Genomic DNA, 21,026 nt, shown 5'->3' on the forward strand with positions numbered 1-21,026 from the left:
GGGGCTTCATGAGCATCGAAAGCAAACTGACCGAACTGGGCATCACCCTGCCCGAGGCGCCGGCGCCGGCGGCGAACTATGTGCCTTGGGTGATTTCGGGGAACCTGCTGTTCGTCTCGGGGCAGATCTCGGCGCTCAAGGGCCGGCTGGGCGACGATTGGCGGTCGAGCAGGGCGCCGAGGCCGCGCGCGGCTGCGGGCTGTCGCTGCTGGCGCAGGCGCGGGCGGCGCTGGGGTCGCTGGACCGGGTGGCGCGCGTGGTCAAGCTGGGCGGCTTCGTCAATTCGACCGCGACCATCACCGACCAGCCCAGGTGATCAACGACGCTCGCCTGATGGCCGAGGGTTCGGCGACAAGGGCCGCCATGCCCGTGCCGCCGTCTCGGCCCCCTCGCTGCCGCGCGGCGTCGCGGTCGAGATCGAGGCCATCTTCGCGATCGCATGATGGGCCTGCATCGGGGTTTCCTGGACCGGCCCATCGCCCATCGCGGGCTGCACGGGCCGGGCGTGCCGGAAAACAGCATGGCGGCGTTCCGCGCCGCCATCGCCGCCGGCTACGGCATCGAATGCGACATCCAGCGCGCCATGGACGATACGCCCATGGTGTTTCACGATTACGAACTAGCCCGGCTGACCGATATCGAGAACGGCACCGTCGCCGCGAGCACGCCGGCGCAGCTGGCCAGGCTGCACCTGCTTGAGACGCAGGAGACCATCCCGACGCTGCGCGAGATGCTTGACGCGGTGGCGGGCCGGGTGCCCCTGCTGATCGAGATCAAGGACCCGACCATCGCCTCGGGCCCGGATGTGGGCGCCTTGCCCGGCAGGGTGGCCGAGGCCTTGCGCGTCGAATATCTGCTTGATGGCGGTCATGTCCTTCCAGTCCTGCCTGGCCCGATCCGATGCCAGGGCGGGATCACGCTCCACAGCCTTGAAGCTGTAGAACGTCGATGGTGCGATCCCCAGAACCCGGCAGATCGGCCCGACACCGAATTCGCCGGGTGGCGGCGGGGTTCGTCTCGCACGACCACACGGACCTTGCCAACCTGGCGGTGGCGGCCTTGGCGGCGCAGCGGGCGTGCCGATCCTGTGCGCCATGTTCGCCCGCCGATGAGGCCGAGGCGCGGCGCCTTGCGCGGAACATCACCTTCGAGGGGTATCTGCCATGACCAGCCAGAGGGAACCATGCTTGTGACCGGCGGCTCGCGCGGGATCGGGCGCGCGGTGGCGCTGATGGCGGCCGAGCGCGGCTGGGACATCGCGCTGAACTGGCGCGGCGACCGCGCCGCCGCCGAGGAGACCGCCGCCCGCATCCGCGACCTGGGCCGCCGGGTTGTCGTGTCGCAAGGCGACGTGTCGGTCGAGGCCGACGTGATCCGCGTCTTTGACGAGGCCGAGGCGCCATCGGGCGGCTGGACGCGGTGGTCGTCAACGCCGGCATCGCCGCCCCCGCCATGCGGCTGGCCGAGATGGGCCTGGACCGGATCGAGCGGGTGATCCGCGTGAACGTCACCGGCGCGCTGCTGACCTGCCGCGAGGCGGCGCGGCGCATGGGCCGCACGGGCGAGCCCACGGCCAGCATCACCATCATCGGCTCGGCCGCGTCGCGGCTGGGGGGCGGCGGGCAATATGTGGATTACGCCGCGTCCAAGGCGGCGGTCGAGGCGCTGACGAACGGCCTGTCGAAGGAACTGGCAGGCGACGGCATCCGCGTCAACCTGATCCGCCCGGGCCTGATCGAGACCGACATCCATGCCGAGATCGGCGACCCGGACCGGCCGCGCAAGCTGGCGCGGTCCGTGCCGATGAGCCGCCCCGGCAGCGCGGACGAGGTGGCCGAGGGGGTGGTGTGGCTGGCCTCGCCGCAGGCCGGCTATGTCACCGGCGCGATCCTGGATATCGCCGGCGGGCGCTGACAAAGCCCGCCCGCGCCCCTATCTTCGCTGCATGAGCGAACTGACCGTTTCCATCCTGCCCGCGATTTCGGGCATCGAGGCCGCCCTGTGGGATGGCTGCGGCGCCGGGACCAACCCCTTCACCACCCATCGGTTTCTGGCCGCGCTGGAGGATTCGGGCTCGGTCGGCAAGGGGACGGGCTGGCATCCCTCGCATCTGGTGGCGCGGATCGACGGCGCCGTCGCGGGGGTCGCGCCCTGCTATCTCAAGACCCACAGCCAGGGCGAATACATCTTTGACCACGCCTGGGCCGAGGCTTACGCACGCGCGGGCGGGCGGTATTATCCCAAGCTGCAATGCGCGGTGCCCTTTACCCCCGTCACCGGGCCGCGCCTGATCGCCCCCGACCCGGCGGTGCAGGGCGCGCTGCTGCGCGCCCTGGCCCAGGTCGCGCGGCAGTCGGGCCTGTCGGGCGCGCATGTGACCTTCTGTACCGCGGCCGAGGCGGCGCTGGCCGAGGGCGCCGGCTTCCTGAGCCGCGCCAGCGAGCAGTTCCACTGGCTGAACCGGGGCTACGGCAGCTACGACGATTTCCTGGCCGAGCTGTCCTCGCGCAAGCGCAAGGCGCTGCGCAAGGAACGCGAGCGCGCGCAGGGGTTCGGCGGCACCATCCGCAGCCTGACCGGCGACGCCATCCGGCCCGAGCACTGGGATGCGTTCTGGACCTTCTACCAGGACACCGGCGGGCGCAAATGGGGGCGGCCCTATCTGACGCGGGATTTCTTCGACCGGCTGCACGACACCATGCGGGACGACTGCCTGCTGGTCCTGGCTGAGCGCGACGGCATCCCCGTCGCGGGCGCGCTGAACCTGATCGGGCCGGATGCGCTTTACGGCCGCTACTGGGGCTGCACCGAGGATCACCCGTTCCTGCATTTCGAACTGTGCTATCACCAGGCCATCGACTGGGCCATCGCGCACGGCCTGTCGCGGGTCGAGGCCGGGGCGCAGGGCGAACACAAGCTGGCGCGCGGCTATCTGCCGGTCCAGACCCATTCGCTGCACTGGGTCCGCGATCAAGGGTTTCACGACGCCATCGCCGATTTCCTGGACCGCGAGCGCCGCGCGGTCGCGCAGGAGATGGAGTTCCTGGCGGAACTCGGCCCGTTCCGCCGGGGCGAACCCGCCTAGGTCCGCCGCAACTGCCGGAACGCGGCCGAGGCGCCCCAGCCGGCAAAGACCGCGATCGCCAGCGACATGAAGCCGTAGACGAAGGGCTGGTGCAGCGCCAGGCGATAAAGCCAGCGCTCCAGCCCCACCTTGCGCACCTCGATGGGGGCGCGGAAGGTGTCGATCACCTTGCCGTCGCGCACCAGGAAGATGCGGGTGGCGTAAAAGCCCTCGATCAGGTTCGCGGGCAGGCGCACGTCGGCGCGAAACAGCGTCTGTTCCGCCAGCAGCACCGCGCCGTCGTCCAGACGATACAGATCGTTCGCCTCGCGCAGGCGGACCAGCGCCTCGGTATAGGGGACCACGTCCTCGACCTCGGGCGCGCCGGCGAGCGCGCGGATCGCCAGCGGCACCGAGATGCGGAACCGGCTGTCCTGTTCGGGTTCGAGGATCCGGTCCAGCGGCCGGGTCGTCGCCACCACATAGAAGTTCGGGGCCGAGGCGACGCTGACCCGGCCGGTGTTCACCCAGATGCCGAAGCGGCGTTCCTTGTGGCGGACGGTGACGGCGCGGGCCGGCCCCTCGACGGTGACGATCACGTCCAGGGGCCCGGTGTCCGGGATCGGCGTCTCGCGCTTGATCGCGCCATAGATGATGATGTCCGAGCCGTCGAAGCTGGTGGTGATGTCCACGTCGTCGCGCGACAGGCCCGCGACGATCCGTTCGGGGGGCGCGCGCGGCGGCTCGGGCAGGGGCTGCGCCAGGGCGGGCAAGGCCGACAGCAGCAAGAAAAGCAGCGCGCGGATCATCGCAGGATCCCCGGCGTCAGGGAGTAGAGATCGTCGGGGCGCGGAACAGATCCAGCGCCAGCTTGCCGCAGACCGCCAGCACCAGAAGCGCCAGCAGGATGCGCAGCTGTTCCGCCCGCAGCTTGGCGCCCAGCTGGGTGCCGATCTGCGCGCCGATGACGCCGCCCACGATCAGCAGGACCGCCAGCATCACGTCGACGGTGTTCGACGACACCGCGTGCATCAGGGTGGTGTAGGCCGACAGGAAGGTGATCTGGAACAGCGAGGTGCCGATCACGACCTTGGTCGGCATCCCCAGCAGATAGATCATCGCCGGCACCATGATGAAGCCGCCGCCGACCCCCATCAGCGCGCCCAGCACGCCCACGCAGGCCCCCACCAGCAGGACCGGGACCGCGCTGATGTAAAGACCCGAGGCGCGGAACTTCATCTTCAGCGGCCAGCGATGCACCCAGCCGTGCTGGTTGCGCCGCATCGGCTGCATCGGCCCGCTTTTGCGCGCCCGGCGCAGGGCGCCCAGGCTTTCCTGCAGCATCATGGCCCCGATCAGGCCCAGGAACACGACATAGCACAGCTGCACCACCAGATCGACCTGGCCCAGCCGTTGCAGCATGTTGAACAGGATCACCCCCAGGGACGAGCCGACCAGCCCCCCCGCCAGCAGGACCCAGCCCATGCGGAAATCGACGGTCTTGCGCTTGACATGCGCAAGCACCCCGGAAAACGAGCTGGCGACCACCTGGTTCGCCCCGGTCGCCACCGCGATGGCCGGCGGGATGCCGATGAAGAACAGAAGCGGCGTGATGAGAAAGCCGCCGCCCACGCCGAACAGGCCCGACATCAGCCCCACGATGGTGCCGAGACTGATCAGGGTGAAGGCATTCACCACCACCTCGGCAATGGGAAGATAGATCTGCATGTCCTGCCCGGCTTTGGCCCTGCCGCGATCCTGCCCGCTGGGCGCGCGCGCGTCAAACGCTGGTCGCGCCTTGCTGCGGGTTGTCGCAGGACTGTGGCGCAGATAAGCATGATCCTGACGCGGTTGTGATGGCGCTGTCGCCCCTGCGGGCAGGGGCGCCCGGCGCGGGCACGGACGGCAGGCACAGACGGCGGCATAGACGGCGGGCACGGACGAACGGGGGCTGAATGCGGATCCTTATCACCAACGACGACGGCATCAACGCCCCGGGCCTGGTGACCCTGGCCGAGATCGCGGCCGAGATCGCCGGCCCCTCGGGCGAGGTCTGGACCGTCGCGCCCGCCTTCGAGCAGTCGGGCGTCGCGCATTGCATCAGCTATGTCCATCCGACGCTGATCGCGGAGCTGGGCCCGCGCCGCTTTGCCGCCGAGGGCTCTCCGGCCGACTGCGTGCTGGCCGCCATCGCCGATGCGATGAAGGGCAATCCGCCCGACCTGGTGCTGTCCGGGGTGAACCGGGGCAACAACTCGGGCGAGAACGTGATGTATTCGGGCACCGTCGGCGGCGCCATGGAGGCGGCGTTGCAGGGCCTGCCCGCCATCGCCCTGTCGCAATACATGGGCAAGCGCACCGCCACCCTGGACGACCCGTTCCAGGCCGCGCGGGTTCACGCCCCGCGCCTGATCCGGCAGCTGCTGGACCATGGCGACTGGACCTCGGACACCGATTTCCGGCTGTTCTACAACATCAACTTCCCGGCCTGCGACGCGGCTGCGGTCAAGGGGGTGCGGGTCGCGCCGCAGGGCCGCCGCCAGGGCGTGCGCTTCGAGGTCGAGCCCTATCACGCCCCGAACGGGCGGCGCTTCCTGTGGGTTCTGGGCGGGTCGCAGACCGCGCCCGCCACGCCCGGCAGCGACGTGGATGCCAATATGCAGGACTATATCTCGTTGACGCCGATGCGGCCGGACCTGACCTGCCATGCCAGCCTTGAGGCCCTGCGCGTCCTTGAGGAAGGCTGAATGAGCGACGAACCCGGCCCCGAGACGGACCCCGAGCCCGAGCCCGAGCGCAAGATGCGCTTTCTGTTCGCGCTGCGCCAGCGCGGCGTGACCGAGCCGCGCGTGCTGGAGGCGATGGAGCGGATCGACCGGGGCGCCTTCGTCCGCGGGCTGTTCCAGGACCGCGCCTATGACGACACGCCGCTGCCCATTCCCTGCGGCCAGACCATCAGCCAGCCTTCGGTCGTCGGGCTGATGACCCAGGCGCTGCAGGTCGGGCCGCGCGACAAGGTGCTGGAGATCGGGACCGGCTCGGGCTATCAGGCGGCGATCCTGTCGCTGCTGTGCCGCCGGGTCTATACGCTGGACCGCCACCGCCGCCTGGTGGCCGAGGCCGAGGCGATCTTTCGCCATTTCGGCCTGTCCAACATCACCGCGATCACGGCCGACGGCTCGCGCGGGTTGCCCGAGCAGGCGCCCTTTGATCGCATCATGGTGACCGCCGCCGCCGAGGACCCGCCCGGCCCGCTCTTGGCGCAGTTGAAGATCGGCGGTATCATGGTCGTGCCCGTCGGGCAGTCGGACGCGGTCCAGACGCTGATCCGGGTGCGCCGTGGCGAAGCGGGCTTTGAATACGACGAATTGCGGCAGGTGCGTTTCGTGCCGCTGGTCGAGGGGTTGGGACAGACATGACCCCCGGCCATCCATGATGAGGAACGGGCAGAGATGGCGAATTTCTGGCAGGCGGCGGCGGCCGTCGCGGTGGCGGCTTTGCTGGGGGCCTGCAGCCCCGAAGGCGGGCTGAATCTGAACAACCTGGACCCCGACCTGCGCGGCTGGGGCGGCGGTGGGCTGGATACCGCGCCGGCGGCGGCAGCGGCGGCGCCCCGCCCGGCCCCCGACAGCCGCGGCATCATCACCTATCCCGGCTATCAGGTCGCCATCGCCCGGCAGGGCGACACCGTGGCGGCCATCGCCGCGCGCCTGGGGCTGAACGCGGCGCAGCTGGCCAGCTACAACGCGATCGACGCCGCCGCGCCGCTGAACGCGGGCGCGGTCGTGGCGCTGCCGGGGCGCGTCGCGCCGGGCACGGCCGTGCCCGCCCCCCCGGGCAGCGGGGCGGTGACCGATCCCTTCGCGGGCCAGGGGATGAAGCAGCCGAACACCCGGGCGGCCCGGCCCCGGCGGCGACCCAGCCCGCGGCCAGCCAGCCGCGCCAGCATGTCGTCGTGGCCGGCGAGACGGCCTGGTCGGTGGCCCGCAAATACGGCGTTTCCGTGAACGACCTGGCGTCCTGGAACGGGCTTGGCGGCAACATGGCGCTGCGCATTGGCCAGCGGCTGCTGATCCCGGTCGCGGGCCGCAGGCCCGACGCGCTGGCCACCGTCACCGCGCCGGGCACCGGCAGCCGGACGCCGCGCCCGCACTCGGCCGCCGAACCGCCGCCCCGGGAAAAGACCGCGCCGGTCAACGCCGCGGTCGCCAAGCCCGCCAGCCCCGACCTGGGCAAGCAGCGCACCGCGGCTTCAGGCAGCGGCACGTTCCGCATGCCCGCGAACGGCGCGATCATCCGCCCTTATCAAAAGGGCAAGAACGACGGCATCGACATATCGGCCGCGCCCGGCAGCGCGGTGTCGGCGGCCGGCAAGGGCACGGTCGCGGCCATCACGCGCGACGTGGACCAGGTGCCGATCATCGTGGTCGCCACGACAACAACCTGATGACCGTCTATGCCGGGCTTGATGACGTCGCCGTCAGCAAGGGGCAAAGCGTCAGCGCGGGCACCGCCCTGGGCAAGGCCCGCAATTCGGGCGTCGTCCATTTCGAGGTCCGCAACGGTTTCGACAGCGTGGACCCGGAGAAATACCTGAACTGAGGGGCTGATGCGGGCGCGGGCGTTGGGCCGTGCCTGGGGGCGCCGCTGGCTGGGCAGGGCAGGGCCAGGGAGCCAGGGCCGCCCTGTCTGGCGGGGAAGGCCCGTTTGACGCGGGGGCTAAGACCGGCGGCGGTTCCGGACGGAGCGTACCGCGCGAGTTACCGCCGGCTTGTTCAGGCCGGTGAAGGGAGGCTTGACCGGCCCGTGAGCGCCCGGCATCACGGCTCACGGCTCCGGATCGGCAGGGCCCTCATCCATCAGGATCTGCCCGTCAACCGCCAAACATCCTCTCGCCTGCATCCGCACAGCCCGCTAGCGGATCACGAGTTCCGCATGAAGCGCGCCGGCAAAGTGGATCGCCTTGAGAATGTCGATCATGTCGCGCGGCCGGATGCCCAGCGCATTCAGCCCCGCCACGACCTCGGACAGCGAGGATTCCCCGGAGACCTCGGCAAAGCCGATTCCCGGCTCCTGGGTGATCTCGGCCTGGGTGCGCGGCACGACGACCGTATCTCCGGGCGAGAAGGGGTTGGGCTGCGACACCATCGGCGCCTCGCGGACCCGCAGCGTCAGGTTCCCTTGTGAGACGGCGACGCGGGAAATGCGCACGTCCTCTCCCATCACGATGGTGCCGGATTTCTGGTCGATCACCACGCGCGCGGCGGTTTCGGGCTCGACGGTGATATTCTCGATCTGGCCGATCAGCCGCGCCGGGTTCACGTTGCCCAGCACGGTCGAATCGATGGTGATTGTCCCGGAATCGACCAGGTTCGCCAATCCCCGGCCCAATTTCCTGTTGATCGCCGCCTCGACCCGGGCGGCGGTGGTGAAGTCTGGGTTGCGCAGCGCCAGCCGGATGTTGGTCATCTGGGAAAAGTCGAACTGCACCTCGCGCTCGATCCGCCCGCCCGAGGGGATCGTGCCGGTGGTCGGCACCCCCTGGACGACCGAGGCCGCGTCGCCGCTGGCCTCGACCCCTCCGGCCAGGACGGCGCCTTGCGCCACGGCATAGATTTCCCCGTCGGCGGCGTTCAGCGGCGTCATCACCAGCGTGCCGCCCAGCAGGCTTTTGGCGTCCCCGATGGCCGACACGCTGATGTCGATCTGCGACCCCGCCCGGGCAAAGGGCGGCAGGGTCGCCGTCACGATCACAGCCGCGACGTTCTTGGGCCGAAAGGCTTCGTCCGTCACGTTGACGCCCAGCCGCTCCAGCAGCCCGGCCATGATCTCTTCGGTAAAGGGGGTGTTGCGCAGGCTGTCGCCCGAGCCGTTCAGGCCCACGACAAGGCCATAGCCGACCAGGTCGTTTCCGCGCACCCCATCGACATTTGCAAGATCCTTGATCCTGACGGGCGCAGCCTGGGCGGCGCCGACCCACAGCAGGATGCCCAGCAAAAGCCCGATGAACCGCATCACAGGTAACTCATCAGGCTAAGCTTGGAGAGGCGCGAGGTGACGGTGTAAAGCGTCTCGAGATTGGCCTCGACCTCTTTCAGGGCGGTGGCGGCTTCGTAGGGGTCGACCAGGACCAGAGTGTTGCGTGCCGTGGACAGGGCCGAGGATTCCGCGCTGTTCGCGGTCCTCAGCTTGGCCGCGTGTTCCTCCTGCACGCCCAGGGTCGCGGCCGCCGAGATCAAGCCGCCTTCAGCCGTGGTCATCCGCTTGCCGGCGGCTTCGGTCAGGGCCCGCGCCGTCTGGCTGTCAAGCCCGTCCTGTTCGGCCAGATAGGCCATGACAGCAAAGCCCTTCAGGGCCGCACGGATTTCCGCTGAACCCGCGGTCACGTCGCTGCGCAGGGTCTTTTGCGCATCGACTGCGACCAGGGTCGCCCCCGTGTCGCCCTGGAAGGCGGCGTCGAGGTAGCCGCCATCCCCCGCCGCCCCGTCGAAATAGGCGTCGATCCGGGCCAGGATGGTATCGGCTGCCGTTGCCCCACCGACCGCGGCCGTGATCTGGCCCATCATCGTGTCGTAACCGACGACGGCGGGACGGTCCGTGCGGGTGCCCGAAAACACCTGGCGCCCGCCGACGCTGGTGTTCAGCGCGCCGATCACGGACCGCAACTGCTCGGGCGCCTTGTCGATCTGAAGCCGGAGCGCCGCATCCGAGGAAACCAGCGCCTCGGACATCAGGGTCACGCCATCGGCCGCCTGGCTTCGGATGCTTTCCAGCGCGGACTGCATTCCCGTCAGCCGGGTCTCGGCCTGGGTGATGTTGGTGGCATAGGTCGCAAGCTGGGATATCCGCGCCTCGATCTGGGTGATGGCCTGCAGGTCGCCCTTCAGCGCCCGAGGGATGTCGGCCTTGACCCCGGTGGTGTTCTCCTCGGTCAGGGTGGCGAGCTTGGCCTTCAGCGAGGATTGCGAAACCCGAAGCTGATAGGACCGCGCGAGGTCGCTTATGGAATTGAAACCGGTCATCTCAGCCCCAGGATCTGGTCAAGCATGTCATTGGCGATCTGAAAGACCTTGGCATTGGCGCCATAGGCCTTTTCCAGCGCGAGCAGGGTGCTCATCTCGGTGTCTTCGTCGACGCCTTGCGCCAGAAGCGCGGTGCGGATGCCCTCGGCGTGGCTCTGGTCCTGGAACGAGACGGTGTCGGCCCGGACCCGCTGCGAGGCGGCGGCCGAAGCGAGGTTTGCCGCAAAGTTCAGGACGTTTCCCGCACTGCCCGACAGGACCGCCGAGGCCGGCGCGCGGTTTTCCGAAAGCGCCGTCCCCAGCCGGAGCAGCAGGCTGCTGTCGCCCGCGCTGCCGGCCGCGGTCGCGTTCAGCCCCGCCCGCAGCCGCCAGGCCTCGCCCCCCGCCGACGGGTCGGCCAGCCGGTTCAGCGACAGGCGGTTGGCCAGTCCCAGGGTGCCCTGCAGGCTGCCTTGACCATCGGTGAAAAGCCCCGCCTCGCCGACGGCCAGCGTCGGGTCGACCGTGGGATCGGCAAAGCGGGCGTAAAGATCCGCCGCGAAGGCATCGACCTGGGCCTGATAGGCGGGGGCGAGTTCATCGCGGACCTGGAACTGCGCCGCCAGCGAGCCGCCGGCGAATTGGCCCATGTCCGCCGCACCCAGGCTGCGGCCGTCGATCGAAAGGCCCGACAGCGCGCCATTGGCCAGCGTCATGTCCGGGGTCACGATTGACGCGGCCGAGAAACCGATCCGCGCGGGTGTCGAACCATCCAGAAGCGTCGTGCCGCCCGTCGTGAAAAGCGCGACCCTGCCGTTTTCGCGCGCGACCTCTTGCACCGGGACGATCTTGGCGATCTGGTCGATCGCGGCCTGGCGGTTGTCCATCAGGGCCGAGGCGTCTTCGCCGCGCGCGGTAACGACGGTGATCTGGCGGTTCAGCGCCGCCACCCGCTCCAGCGTCGTGTTCAGGGTTTCGACATCGCCGGCGATGGCCTTGTCTGCGCCGGTGCGGGCATCCTGGATCACCTGCGCGACGTCATTGACCCGCTTGGCGAGCGCGCCGGCGGCATCGGCCACCTGCGCCAGGCGGGTGTCGCTGGCCGGGTCGCTGGTGGCCGCCGCCAGCGCTGTGCCCAGGCCGGCGACCAGGCTGCCGATGGAACCGGCCTCGTCCTCGGTCTGCAGGGCGGTTTCGATCGCCCCGTGGAACGAGGCTATGGCGCCGGAATGGGCTGACGCGGCCTGCGCCAGCCGGTCGTCCGCAAGCAGGCCCGCGCTGACCATGCGCCGGACCCCGTCGATCGTGACCCCGCCGAGGGCGCTGGATGATACCGCCAGTTCCCGTCGCGCATAGCCGGCGACGGACTTGTTGGCGATGTTGGTCGAGACGACCTCGGTCCCGCGGGAACTGGCGCCAAGACCGCTCATGGCATTGGATATTGCGATGGATAGGCTCATGGCGCTGGGTCCTGTGCTGGCGGGCCGTTACCGCTTGATGTTGGTGGTTTCCTGCAGCATCTCGTCCACCGTCTGGATGATCTTGGCGTTCGAGGAATAGGCGCGCTGGGTCTGGATCAGGTCGGTCAGTTCCGCCGCCACGTCGGTGGTCGAGCTTTCCAAGGCATAGCCCGTCACCGCGCCCGTCGGTCCGTCCCCTGCATTCCACAGGTAAAGCGCCCCCGATTGGCCCGAGACCCGGAAGGTCTGGCTGTCCATTGACACGAGCCCGTTCAGGTTCAGAACGCTCCAGCCGCACCGTACGCGGACGATCCACGATATAGGCGGACAGGTTCGGCTGATACGCATAGCTGGTCGTGACGTCATCGTCGGTGGCGACATTGGTGCCGTTGCGGGTAAATCCGTAGGGGGTCACTCAGTGGCTGGGTCAGCCCCGAGGTGCTGCCGGGCGTACCCAGGCTGATGGTCATGGGACCGTGGGCGGCGTTGATCGTCACCTCGCCGGTGGCGGCGTCATAGCTGCCCCCCGAAACTGCGGTGACGCTGTCCAGCGGCCCGCCGGCACTGTCGTCGAAGTCCAGCGCGAACGCGGCAATCATCGATTCGTCGGCCGCGGTCGCCGTGTCGTCGCTGACCGCCGAATCGCGGATTTCCAGCGTCCAGCTGTTCGAGCGGCCCGTTCCCGCCGCCCCGACCGTCGGAACGAAGGTCATCGTCAGGGTCTGGGGCGCGCCCAGGTTGTCGTAATACTGGATCGTAGTCGACGAGGCGGCGCCCGCGCTGCCGCCCACCGTGGCCTGGGCCGGCAGGTTGAAGGACGCCAGGCCGATCCGGGTGGTGGGAGCGGCATAGGTCGCATTCATGTTCAGCACGATCGGCTGCAGCCCCGACGCCGAATCGCGCGCGTTGGTCGGGATGGTGCCATCGGCATTGGCCGGCCATCCCATCAGCACCAGCCCCGAGCCGGTGCGCAGCACCCCTTCGTCATCGGTGCGGAAGGATCCGGTGCGCGTCAGAAGAAGCGATCCCGCGGTATCGCCGTTGCCCATTTGCGCCGCGTCCATCACCGGCAGCATGCCCCGGCCCGACACCGCGATGTCGAGCGCGTTGCCGGTCGACACCACCCCGCCGGTTTCGTCGATCACCCGCGACGAACTGGTGCGCACCCCGCCCGCCGTGTACCGCCCGCCCCGGGAATCGCCGATCACGACGCTTTCGAAATCGGTTTCCATCCGGCGATAGCCATAGGGCCCGAATTGGCGATGTTGTCCGAGATGCCCGCCAGGCGCGAGGCGTTCGCGGCAAGCCCGGACACGCCGGCGGAAAGTGCAGAGGAAATCGACATGGACGGTCATCCTGACTGAGTCGTTGCTGGCAGCAGCTTGGCGGCCGAGGGTTAAGATTGCTCTAACGGGCGCGAGTCATCGCAAGAGGATCACTTCGACCCGGTTGTTGTTGGGATCCATCGGATTGACGGAGCGGTTGCGCCGGTCGGCATAGCCGGTCACGCGCTGAATGCGCCGCCCCGGCAGGTCGCGCGATTCCAGCAGGTTGCGCACCGCATGGGCGCGGGCGTCCGACAGCGCCCAGACCGGGGAATGGATCAGCATTTCGGGATAAGACCGGACATGGCCCGAGATGGCGAGTTCGTTCCTGACCCGGCCCAGCACCCCGGCGAGGATTCCGGCCAGTTCCTGCATCGCGGGGGTGGGCTGGGCGCTGTCGCCGACGAACAGCGGCTCGTCCAGCAGGTCCGAAAGCTCGATCACCAGCCCTTCGTCGGTCATGCGCGTGATGACATGCTTGAGCAGGTTCACCCGCTGCATCGATTCGGCGCCCGAGCCGGTCAGCTCGTCCTGGACATGCCGGGCCATCGCCTCGAATGCGGCGGCCTCGGCCTGGCCGGCGCGGGTATCGCGCGAGGCGCCCGCCCCCTTGCCCGAGTTCGTCTGGGCATCCTGCACCTCGCCCCCGAAGGGGCCCTGTGCGCCGCCGGATTTCGACTGCACGATTGTGGGGTTGAAGTAATCCGCCAGCCCTTGGCGCTGCTTTTCCGTGGTGGCGTTCAAGAGCCACATCAGCAGAAAGAAGGCCATCATGGCGGTGACGAAGTCGGCATAGGCGACCTTCCAGGCGCCGCCGTGGTGGCCGCCACCGCCGCCGCCCTGCACCTTCTTGATGATGATCGGGGCGCCGCCCCCGTTCGTGGCCATGAGTCGCCCCTTTGCTGCGGTTCGCACCAAGGGTTAGGACAACGGGCCTAATATCCAGTTAACGTCTAAAATGCCCGGGATTTCCGGTCCTGCCCGCATGGCTTTGCCTTGAAAGCCGGCACCGTGCGCCTATTGTCGGGGGATGCAGACGGCTGGCACATACGACCTGTCCACCGGCGCGGGGCTGATCGCCTGTCCGCGCTGCGATGCGCTGCATGTCGAACGGGAACTGGAGCCCGGCGAAACCGCGCGCTGCGTCCGCTGCGGCGGCGTGCTGGCCAGCCCGCGCGCGGGGGCCTTCACCCGGATCATCGCGCTCAGCTTTGCCTCGCTGGTGCTGATGGTGGGGGCGGTGTTCTTTCCGTTCCTGGAAATCTCGCGCATGGGGTTCGGCAACGAAACCTCGCTGTTCGGGGTGGCGATGGCCTTTTCCAGCGGGGCCCTGATGCCGCTGACCGTGGCGTTGCTGGCGACCATCGTGGGCCTGCCGGTGCTGCGCGCGCTGCTGCTGGTCTATACGCTGATGCCGCTGTCGCGCGGACGCCCGCCCCATGCCCATGCGGTGCCGGCGTTCCGGCTGTCGGAACGGCTGCGGCCCTGGTCCATGGCCGAGATCTTCGTGATCGGCACGGCCATAGCGCTGGTCAAGGTGGGCGGGCTTGCCACGATCAGCTTCGGCCCGGCCTTCTGGGCGTTCTGCGGGCTGATCCTGGTCAACGCGGCCAGCAATGCGTTCACCAGCGCGACCACGATCTGGGACGCGATCGAGGATGCGGGCCTGGCCACCGACGGGCGCGAAATGGTGGACCCTGCGGGATGAACGGCCCGCATGACGACGCGCCGGTGCTGACCGCCCACCGCGCCGGCCTGGTGGGGTGCCGCGCCTGCGGCCGCGTCTGGCCCGAGGCGCAGGCGGTCTGCACCCGCTGCGGCTCGGATCTGTCGCCGCCCGACCGGCGGTCGCTGAACGCGGTCTGGACCTGGCTGGCGGCGGGGCTGATCTTCTATGTCCCGGCGAACCTGTTCCCGATGCTGCGGACCTCGACCTTCGGCGGGCTGGCGGGCAACAGCGAATCGACCATCTTCGGCGGCGTGATCGAGCTGATCCACTATGGCAACTGGGGCGTCGCGGCGGTGGTCTTCCTGGCCTCGATCGTGGTGCCGATCGGCAAGTTCCTGGCCATCGGCTGGCTGGCCACGGTCGCCGGCCGCCCAGCCACGGTCAACGACGCCCACCGCCGGCTGCGGGTCTATGAACTGGTCGAATTCATCGGCCGCTGGTCGATGATCGACGTCTTCATCGTCGCCATCCTGTCGGCGCTGGTGCAGTTGGGCTTCGTCGCCTCGATCCATCCGGGACCCGCGGCGGTTTCCTTTGCGTTGTCGGTTGCCTTCACGATGCTTTCTGCACAAAGTTTCGATCCAAGGCTGATCTGGCGGGGGCTGCCTCTGCGACGCCGCAAGGAATGACATGACCGACACGACCCCGCCCGGCGGCAATGCCTCCCGGCCCCCCGAGACGAAACCGGCCGAGATGAAGCCCGCCGAACCGCAGCGCAGGACTGCCGCCCGCGCGGGGTTTTCGCTGATCTGGCTGGTGCCGATCCTGGCCTTGGTGGTCACGCTGGGCGTGGGCTGGAACGCCATCGCCAGCCGCGGCACGCTGATTTCCGTCAAGTTCCGCGACGCGACCGGCATCACCCCGGGCGAAACCGCCCTGAAGTTCCGCGAAATCACCGTAGGCAAGGTCGAATCGGTGCGCTTCACCAGCGACCTGCAGCAGGTCGAGGTGAACATGCGCGTGGACAAGGACCTTGCGCCCTTCATCGACGCGGATGCGCAGTTCTGGATCGTGCGGCCGCAGGTCTCGGCCCAGGGCATCTCGCGGCTGGACACGGTGCTGACCGGCGCCTTCGTCGAAGGCTACTGGGACGATCAGGAGGGCGAGGCAACCTCGGTCTTTCAGGGCCTGGACAAGCCGCCGCTGACGAGCTTCGGCCAGAAGGGCACCTGGATCGTGCTGTCGGCCGAACGTTCGCGCGGGATGACCGAAGGGGCGCCGGTGCTGTATCGCGGCCTGGCGGTCGGGCAGATGCAGAACATGCGCCTGGCACCCGACAACGCGGGGGTACTGGCGGATGTCTTTGTCGCCGCGCCTTATGACCAGCTGCTGACCAGCAACACCGTCTTCTGGGACACCTCGGGCTTTTCGGTGTCGCTGGGCGCGCAGGGCCTGTCGCTGAACGTCAATTCGCTGGCCTCGGTGCTGCAGGGCGGGGCCGAATTCGCGACCGTGCGGTCGGGCGGGGCGCCGATCCAGAACGGCCATGTCTTTGCCCTGCAGCCCGATCAGGCCACGGCCGAGGCGAACCTGTTTTCCGACGAATCCAAGGCGCTGCGGCTGACCATGCTGATCGACGAATCGGTCAAGGGGCTGGAGACGGGGGCGGACGTCCAGTTCATGGGCCTGCCCGCCGGGCGCGTCACCAGCCTGGCCTCGCGCGTGATGACCCGCGACGGCGCCGACCATGTCGAGCAAGAGGTGACGCTGGCCGTCAGCCCCGACCGGCTGGGCATGACCGGCGATCCGACGCCCGAGCAGGCGCTGGATTTCGTCGATGGGCTGGTCCGGCGGGGCTTGCGCGCGCGCATTGCCAGCGCAGGTTTTTTCGGCACCTCGCTGCAGGTCGAACTGGTCGAGCTGCCCGGTCAGCCCGATGCCGCCATCGACCGCGCGGCCCAGCCGCACCCGGTCATCCCCTCGGCCCCGGGCGACATCTCGGATTTCACGGGCTCGGCCCAGGGCTTCCTGGCCCGCGTCGGCAACCTGCCGATCGAGGAGGCGCTGAAATCCGCCACCGACATGCTGAACTCGGTCACGGCGCTGGCCAGCAGCGAAGACACCCGCGCCATTCCGGGCGCCCTGCGCGGCACGCTGGAGGATGCGCAGGCCGCCGCCGGAGAGGTGCGCCAGGTCGCGACCGAGTTGCGCGAATCGGGCGCGGCGGGCCAGGTCCGTCGCATGGTGGACGAGGCGGCCGGCGCGGCCGAGGCGGTGCGGCTGGCCGCCGCCGACGTGCCGGCCATGGTCGGCAGATCGACCAGACCGCCGCCAAGGTGGCCGAGGTCGATTTCGCCGCCATCTCGGCCGAGGCGCAGGGCATTCTGACCGACATCCGCGCCATGCTGGGCAGCGAGGACGCCGAACAGCTGCCGCGCAACCTGTCGAACACGCTGGAAGCCGCTTCGGGCCTGCTCAACGACCTGCGGGACGGCAATGCCGCAGGCAGCCTGAACGACGCGCTGAAGTCGGCGCGGGCGGCGGCCGACCAGATCTCGACCTCGGTGCAGCGGCTGCCGCAGCTGTCGGCCCGGCTCGAGGCGCTGGCTGCCCGGGCCGAGACGGTGATCGCGGCCTATGGCGACCGGTCGGCCTTCGCACCGAAACCATCAACCTGATGCGGGACATGCGCCGCGCGGCCAGCGCCTTCGGCAGCCTGGCGCGGACCATCGAGCGCAATCCGCAAGCCTTCATCCTGGGACGGTAAGATGCGCCATATCCTGATCGCCGCCGCAATCGCCACCCTGATGGCGGGCTGCTCCAACGGGGAAAAGACCGCCCGTTTCCTGATCGACCCGCCCATGACGGGCGAGCGGCTGCCGAACCGGCTGGGCACCACCGAACTGAAGGAGGTGTCGCTGCCCGACTATGCCTCGGGCGACGAGGTCAGCTGGCAAAGCGCGGACGGGGCGGTGCGGTCGAACACCAAGCAGCTTTGGGCCGACAACCCGGAACGCGCCTTTACCCTGACCCTGGCGCGGACCATCTCCGACCTGTCGGGGCGACGGTCATCGCCGAGCCCTGGCCCCTGGCCGAGCCCGCGCGCCGTACGCTGGAGGTGCGGGTGGAAAAGGCGCTGGCCCAGGCCGATGGCCGCTATCGCCTGACGGGGCGCTATTACGTCGCCGATGCCGGGGCGGGCGGGGCGAACCAGGCGCGGGGCTTTGACATCGCCGTTCCGCTGGGGGCGAGGCGACGCCCGCCGCCGTCGCCCGCGCGCAATCGCTGGCCATCGCCCAGCTGGCCCGCCAGATTGCCGTGCTGGGCGGTCCCGGCAATGCGATCCGCACCTCGGCCCCCGCGACGCCCCGGTTCGACGACATCTTTTCGCAGCCGCTGCCGCCGCTTGAGGGAAGCTGATGCTGGCGGCCCTGACACTGGCCATTATGGTAGGGCTGGCCATCCTGGCCGACCGCCATTTGCCCAAAGCTTCGGAACTGCCGATGCAATGGGGTTGGGACGGCCGGATCAACTGGACCGCGCCACGCCGCGTAGCTCTGGGATTCATGCCGTTTCTGGCCGCGCTGATCCTTGTTCCGGTGAGCCTGCTGCCGGGCGAGTGGCTGGCTTTGCCCATCTCGGCAGCCTCGCTGCTCTTGGGCCAGCTTTTGCGGCTTTGGCTGACGCGCCGCCATTTATTGCGGCGCGCCTAGCCCTCGTCGGGCGCGAACTGGCCGAAGCGGCCTGCGGCAAAGACCAGCGGGTGGTCGCCCGGTCCCGCCACGGTGACGCGCAGCACCCGGCCGATCATCACCGTGTGGTCGCCCGCCTCGTGCGCGGCATGGGTCTCGCAGTCGAACCGCGCGGCGACGCCGGGCAGGACCGGAACGCCCTCGGCGGACAGGACCCGGTCGAGACCGGCGAACTGTGCCCCGCCGCGGGTGAAGCGCAGGCAGGTTTCCAGCTGCTCGGCGCCCAGCACATGCACCGCCCAATGGCCCGCGCCCGCAAAGATCGCATGGCGCGACGAGGCCCGCGCCGGGCACCACATGACCAGCGGCGGCTCCAGCGAGACGCTGGAAAAGCTGTTCGCGGTCATGCCCAGCGGCCCGTCCGGCCCCTGGGTCGTCACCACCGTCACCCCGGTCGCGAACCGGCCCAGGGCCTCGCGCAGCAGGCGGGCCTCGGCCGTGGCGGGGTGAAAGGTGATCTCGTCGGCGAGCCGGTCACGGGTCGCGGGGGGAATCCGGCTCATGCGCGGGGCCTCTTCTGGTTCGGTCCGACTGTAGCGGCGGGGGCGGGGACCAGCAAGCGCGGCCCGGCCGTCACGGCGACCCCGCCGGGCCAAGCCCCGCGATCATCTGGCCGTGCAGCCGAGGCGGTGCGACGACCATCCCGTCGGCCATCGGCCGGGCGGCGTTGAAGCGCAGCGGCTGGCCCGAAAGCTCGGTCGCACGGCAGCCCGCGCGCTGGGCGATCAGGCTGCCGGCGGCGATGTCCCATTCCCAGACGCCGCGCACCGACAGCGCCGCGTTGAACCGGCCCTCGGCCACCAGGCACAGCCGCCAGGCAAGCGAGGGGCGGAATTCGCGCCGCAGGGGCGGGGCGGCCCCGCGCCAGTGCATCGGGTCGAGCCCGACCTTGGCCGTCAGCACGCGCGCGCCGTCCAGGTCGTGATCGGCCGGCACCAGCGGCGCGCCGTTCAGCGTCGCCGGGCCTTCCTCGGCCGCGAGATAGGTCAGGCCCCGGGCGGGCAGGTGCACGACGGCGGCGGTGATCCGGCCATCGGTCGCGATGGCGAGCGAATGGGAAAACCCCTCCTGCCCTTCCAGAAAGGCGCGGGTGCCGTCGATCGGATCGACGATGAAGCAGTGGCGCGCATCCTGGCGCGCGGGTTCGTCGACGGATTCCTCGGACAGCCAGCCGTAATCGGGCCGGGCGCCGCGCAGCAGGCTTTCCAGATGCGCGTTGACGGCCAGGTCCGCCTCGCTGACGGGACCCGCGCCGCCGCCCTTGTCCCAGGCCTCGGGCGATTGCCGCCAATAGCGCAGGGCGATCTCGCCCGCCTCGCGGGCGGCCTGTTCCAGCAGGCTCAGGTCAGGCGCCGGCAACGGTCATGCCCTCGACCAGCAGGCTGGGAACCCTGGTCCCGCGCCAGTCGCGGGCGTCGTTCGCGGCGGTCAGGCGCATCAGCATGTCGCGCAGGTTCCCGGCGATGGTGCATTCGTTGACGGCATGGGTGATCTCGCCGTTCTCGACCCAGAAGCCGCCGGCCCCGCGCGAGTAATCCCCGGTCGTCGCATTGATCGAGGCGCCCAGCATCGAGGTCACGACCAGCCCACGCCCCATGTCGCGGATCAGCGCCTCGCGCGTTTGCGTCCCCTGGGTCAGGTCCAGGTTCGTCACCCCGGGGACCGGCGCGCTGCCGACCCCGCGCACCGCGTTCGCGGTCGAGGGCAGGCCCAGCTTGCGGCCCGTGGCCAGATCCAGCGTCCAGCCCTGCAGGACGCCCTCCCGGACCAGCGCGCGGTCGCGGGTCGCCAGCCCCTCGGCGTCGAACAGGCGCGATCCGCCCATGCGCGGCAGGTGCGGCAGTTCCACCAGGTCGAAGCCAGGCGGCAGCACCGGCTGGCCCAGGGCGTCGCGCAGCCAGCTTGCGCCCCGCGCGACCGCCGCGCCGTTCACCGCGCCCACCAGATGGCCGATCAGCCCGGCCGCCACGCGTTCGTCGTAAAGGATGGGAAAGGCGCCGGTCGGGGGCTTGCGCGCGCCGCGCCGCGCCACGGTGCGTTCGCCCGCCAGCCGGCCGATGGACTCGGGGTCCGGCATGTCGGACAGGTGGACGCGGGTCTCGCCCGCCCAGTCGCGCTCCATCCCGGTGCCTTCGCCGGTGATCGCGACGGTGGACAGGCTGTGGCCGGTGCGCCCGTAGCCGGCCTCGAACCCGTTCGAGGCCGCCAGCCACATGCGCCGCGCCGAATGCGCGGCCGAGGCGGATTCCACCTTCGAGATGCCCTCGACCGCCAGCGCGGCGGCCTCGGCGCGCAGGGCGGCGTCCTGCAGGGCCTCGGGCCGGGGCTCGGGCGAGCCGTCGTAAAGATCCAGCGCGCTGCTGTCGGTCCGGTCGGTCAGCTGCGCCGGGTCGGCCAGCCCCAGCGTGTCGTCGACCGGCGCCTCGCGCGCCATGGCGACGGCGCGGGCGGCCATGTCGGCAATCGTGCGCCCCGCGTGGTCCGAGGCCGAGACGCAGGCCTGCCGCCCCGCGACCAGCACGCGCAGGCCGATTTCCACGCCCTCGGCCCGCTCGGCATGTTCCAGCTTGCCCGCCCGCACATCGACGGACACGGCGGCCGCCTCGACGGCGACGGCATCGGCCTGGTCGGCGCCGGCACGGCGGGCGGCGTCCAGAAGCTGTTGGGTCAGGGATTGCAGGCGGGCGAAGTCGGACATGGCGGAACCTTCAACGGAAAAGGCGCGGGACGGGCGGCGCAAGGCGCGCAAGACCCG

At 69.9% G+C, this 21,026-nt stretch carries 23 protein-coding genes and 3 pseudogenes; 14 read left to right on the forward strand and 12 right to left on the reverse strand.

Features of this window, described 5'->3' with window-relative positions; translation table 11 throughout:
• Positions 1–8: 8 nt before the first annotated feature.
• The 3 genes and pseudogenes from DPM13_RS08420 to DPM13_RS08435 all read left to right on the forward strand — a co-directional run bounded on the left by DPM13_RS08420 (position 9) and on the right by DPM13_RS08435 (position 3,085).
• Positions 9–443 (forward strand): annotated as a pseudogene (locus DPM13_RS08420) (RidA family protein).
• Positions 444–520: 77 nt separating this feature from the next.
• A pseudogene (locus tag DPM13_RS22635) lies at positions 521–1,914 on the forward strand (SDR family oxidoreductase).
• A gap of 31 nt (positions 1,915–1,945) precedes the next feature.
• Positions 1,946–3,085 carry a GNAT family N-acetyltransferase gene (locus tag DPM13_RS08435; RefSeq protein WP_112887827.1) on the forward strand — a complete coding sequence of 380 codons (1,140 nt, stop codon included), beginning with the start codon at positions 1,946–1,948 and terminating at the stop codon, positions 3,083–3,085.
• Here the strand turns inward: DPM13_RS08435 and DPM13_RS08440 are convergent.
• Together DPM13_RS08440 and DPM13_RS08445 are read right to left on the reverse strand one after the other, a co-directional pair.
• Positions 3,082–3,873 carry a TIGR02186 family protein gene (locus tag DPM13_RS08440; protein ID WP_028719206.1) on the reverse strand — a complete coding sequence of 264 codons (792 nt, stop codon included), beginning with the start codon at positions 3,871–3,873 and terminating at the stop codon, positions 3,082–3,084. The two genes, DPM13_RS08435 and DPM13_RS08440, sit on opposite strands and share 4 nt — an antisense overlap.
• Positions 3,870–4,792 (reverse strand): annotated as a pseudogene (locus DPM13_RS08445) (sulfite exporter TauE/SafE family protein). The gene DPM13_RS08440 and the pseudogene DPM13_RS08445 overlap by 4 nt, the downstream one beginning before the upstream one ends.
• Positions 4,793–5,019: 227 nt before the next feature.
• Here DPM13_RS08445 and surE point away from each other — a divergent pair.
• Genes surE through DPM13_RS22650 form a run of 5 tightly spaced genes read left to right on the forward strand, consistent with a single transcriptional unit; the run spans position 5,020 to position 7,666 of the window.
• Positions 5,020–5,811 carry a 5'/3'-nucleotidase SurE gene (gene surE, locus DPM13_RS08450; RefSeq protein ID WP_028719208.1) on the forward strand — a complete coding sequence of 264 codons (792 nt, stop codon included), beginning with the start codon at positions 5,020–5,022 and terminating at the stop codon, positions 5,809–5,811.
• Positions 5,812–6,483 carry a protein-L-isoaspartate(D-aspartate) O-methyltransferase gene (locus DPM13_RS08455; RefSeq protein WP_028719209.1) on the forward strand — a complete coding sequence of 224 codons (672 nt, stop codon included), beginning with the start codon at positions 5,812–5,814 and terminating at the stop codon, positions 6,481–6,483. It begins immediately after the preceding gene.
• A 33-nt stretch (positions 6,484–6,516) separates the two neighbouring features.
• The gene (locus DPM13_RS22640; RefSeq protein ID WP_223252456.1) at positions 6,517–7,071 is read left to right on the forward strand and encodes a LysM peptidoglycan-binding domain-containing protein; all 555 of its coding nucleotides are present in this window, start codon (positions 6,517–6,519) and stop codon (positions 7,069–7,071) included.
• Positions 7,020–7,511, forward strand: coding sequence for a LysM peptidoglycan-binding domain-containing protein (locus tag DPM13_RS22645; protein WP_262983277.1), 492 nt, complete (start codon positions 7,020–7,022; stop codon positions 7,509–7,511). Before DPM13_RS22640 ends, DPM13_RS22645 begins: the two co-directional genes overlap by 52 nt.
• A complete protein-coding gene (locus DPM13_RS22650) occupies positions 7,511–7,666 on the forward strand; it encodes a peptidoglycan DD-metalloendopeptidase family protein (protein ID WP_262983278.1) in 156 nt (51 codons plus the stop codon). Before DPM13_RS22645 ends, DPM13_RS22650 begins: the two co-directional genes overlap by 1 nt.
• Positions 7,667–7,978: 312 nt before the next feature.
• Here DPM13_RS22650 and DPM13_RS08465 read toward each other — a convergent pair whose 3' ends face one another.
• From DPM13_RS08465 to DPM13_RS08490, 7 genes are all read right to left on the reverse strand, one after another.
• A complete protein-coding gene (locus tag DPM13_RS08465) occupies positions 7,979–9,079 on the reverse strand; it encodes a flagellar basal body P-ring protein FlgI (protein ID WP_080621366.1) in 1,101 nt (366 codons plus the stop codon).
• Positions 9,079–10,086: a flagellin gene (locus DPM13_RS08470; protein ID WP_112887829.1), complete on the reverse strand. Its 1,008-nt coding sequence runs from the start codon at positions 10,084–10,086 to the stop codon at positions 9,079–9,081. The genes DPM13_RS08465 and DPM13_RS08470 overlap by 1 nt, the downstream gene beginning before the upstream one ends.
• Positions 10,083–11,495, reverse strand: a complete 1,413-nt coding sequence (gene flgK / locus DPM13_RS08475) for a flagellar hook-associated protein FlgK (RefSeq protein ID WP_262983279.1) — start codon at positions 11,493–11,495, stop codon at positions 10,083–10,085. Before flgK ends, DPM13_RS08470 begins: the two co-directional genes overlap by 4 nt.
• Before the next feature lie 57 nt (positions 11,496–11,552).
• Positions 11,553–11,783, reverse strand: coding sequence for a flagellar basal body rod C-terminal domain-containing protein (locus DPM13_RS08480; protein WP_397246107.1), 231 nt, complete (start codon positions 11,781–11,783; stop codon positions 11,553–11,555).
• 104 nt (positions 11,784–11,887) lie between these two features.
• Entirely contained in the window at positions 11,888–12,757 is an 870-nt protein-coding gene (locus DPM13_RS08485; protein ID WP_189654882.1) for a flagellar hook-basal body complex protein, read from the reverse strand.
• Positions 12,730–12,870, reverse strand: coding sequence for a flagellar basal body protein (locus DPM13_RS26790; protein WP_189654883.1), 141 nt, complete (start codon positions 12,868–12,870; stop codon positions 12,730–12,732). The genes DPM13_RS08485 and DPM13_RS26790 overlap by 28 nt, the downstream gene beginning before the upstream one ends.
• Before the next feature lie 76 nt (positions 12,871–12,946).
• Positions 12,947–13,738: an OmpA/MotB family protein gene (locus DPM13_RS08490; RefSeq protein ID WP_028719215.1), complete on the reverse strand. Its 792-nt coding sequence runs from the start codon at positions 13,736–13,738 to the stop codon at positions 12,947–12,949.
• Positions 13,739–13,880: 142 nt separating this feature from the next.
• Between DPM13_RS08490 and DPM13_RS08495 the strand changes: the two genes are divergently transcribed.
• From DPM13_RS08495 to DPM13_RS08515, 6 genes are all read left to right on the forward strand, one after another.
• Positions 13,881–14,558 (forward strand): paraquat-inducible protein A, encoded by a 678-nt coding sequence (locus tag DPM13_RS08495; protein WP_028719216.1) that lies wholly within the window; start codon positions 13,881–13,883, stop codon positions 14,556–14,558.
• Positions 14,555–15,208, forward strand: a complete 654-nt coding sequence (locus DPM13_RS08500; protein WP_112887832.1) for a paraquat-inducible protein A — start codon at positions 14,555–14,557, stop codon at positions 15,206–15,208. Before DPM13_RS08495 ends, DPM13_RS08500 begins: the two co-directional genes overlap by 4 nt.
• A gap of 1 nt (position 15,209) precedes the next feature.
• A complete protein-coding gene (locus tag DPM13_RS08505; RefSeq protein ID WP_223252457.1) occupies positions 15,210–16,907 on the forward strand; it encodes a PqiB family protein in 1,698 nt (565 codons plus the stop codon).
• Positions 16,856–17,197, forward strand: coding sequence for a hypothetical protein (locus DPM13_RS22655; protein WP_223252458.1), 342 nt, complete (start codon positions 16,856–16,858; stop codon positions 17,195–17,197). Before DPM13_RS08505 ends, DPM13_RS22655 begins: the two co-directional genes overlap by 52 nt.
• 90 nt (positions 17,198–17,287) lie before the next feature.
• On the forward strand, positions 17,288–17,686 hold the full coding sequence (locus DPM13_RS22660; protein WP_223252459.1) for an ABC-type transport auxiliary lipoprotein family protein: 399 nt from the start codon (positions 17,288–17,290) through the stop codon (positions 17,684–17,686).
• A 252-nt stretch (positions 17,687–17,938) separates the two neighbouring features.
• Complete coding sequence (locus tag DPM13_RS08515; RefSeq protein ID WP_112887833.1) at positions 17,939–18,232, forward strand: hypothetical protein; 294 nt, start codon at positions 17,939–17,941, stop codon at positions 18,230–18,232.
• On the opposite strand, the gene DPM13_RS08520 is transcribed toward DPM13_RS08515, so the two are convergent.
• The 3 genes from DPM13_RS08520 to DPM13_RS08530 all read right to left on the reverse strand — a co-directional run bounded on the left by DPM13_RS08520 (position 18,229) and on the right by DPM13_RS08530 (position 20,969).
• Positions 18,229–18,774: a flavin reductase family protein gene (locus DPM13_RS08520; RefSeq protein ID WP_028719220.1), complete on the reverse strand. Its 546-nt coding sequence runs from the start codon at positions 18,772–18,774 to the stop codon at positions 18,229–18,231. The two genes, DPM13_RS08515 and DPM13_RS08520, sit on opposite strands and share 4 nt — an antisense overlap.
• Positions 18,775–18,844: 70 nt before the next feature.
• On the reverse strand, positions 18,845–19,630 hold the full coding sequence (locus DPM13_RS08525; RefSeq protein WP_112887834.1) for a 3'(2'),5'-bisphosphate nucleotidase CysQ: 786 nt from the start codon (positions 19,628–19,630) through the stop codon (positions 18,845–18,847).
• Positions 19,617–20,969, reverse strand: coding sequence for a TldD/PmbA family protein (locus DPM13_RS08530; protein ID WP_112887835.1), 1,353 nt, complete (start codon positions 20,967–20,969; stop codon positions 19,617–19,619). Before DPM13_RS08530 ends, DPM13_RS08525 begins: the two co-directional genes overlap by 14 nt.
• Positions 20,970–21,026: the final 57 nt, after the last annotated feature.

This window comes from Paracoccus mutanolyticus, assembly GCF_003285265.1.
Taxonomy (GTDB): Bacteria; Pseudomonadota; Alphaproteobacteria; order Rhodobacterales; family Rhodobacteraceae; genus Paracoccus; species Paracoccus yeei.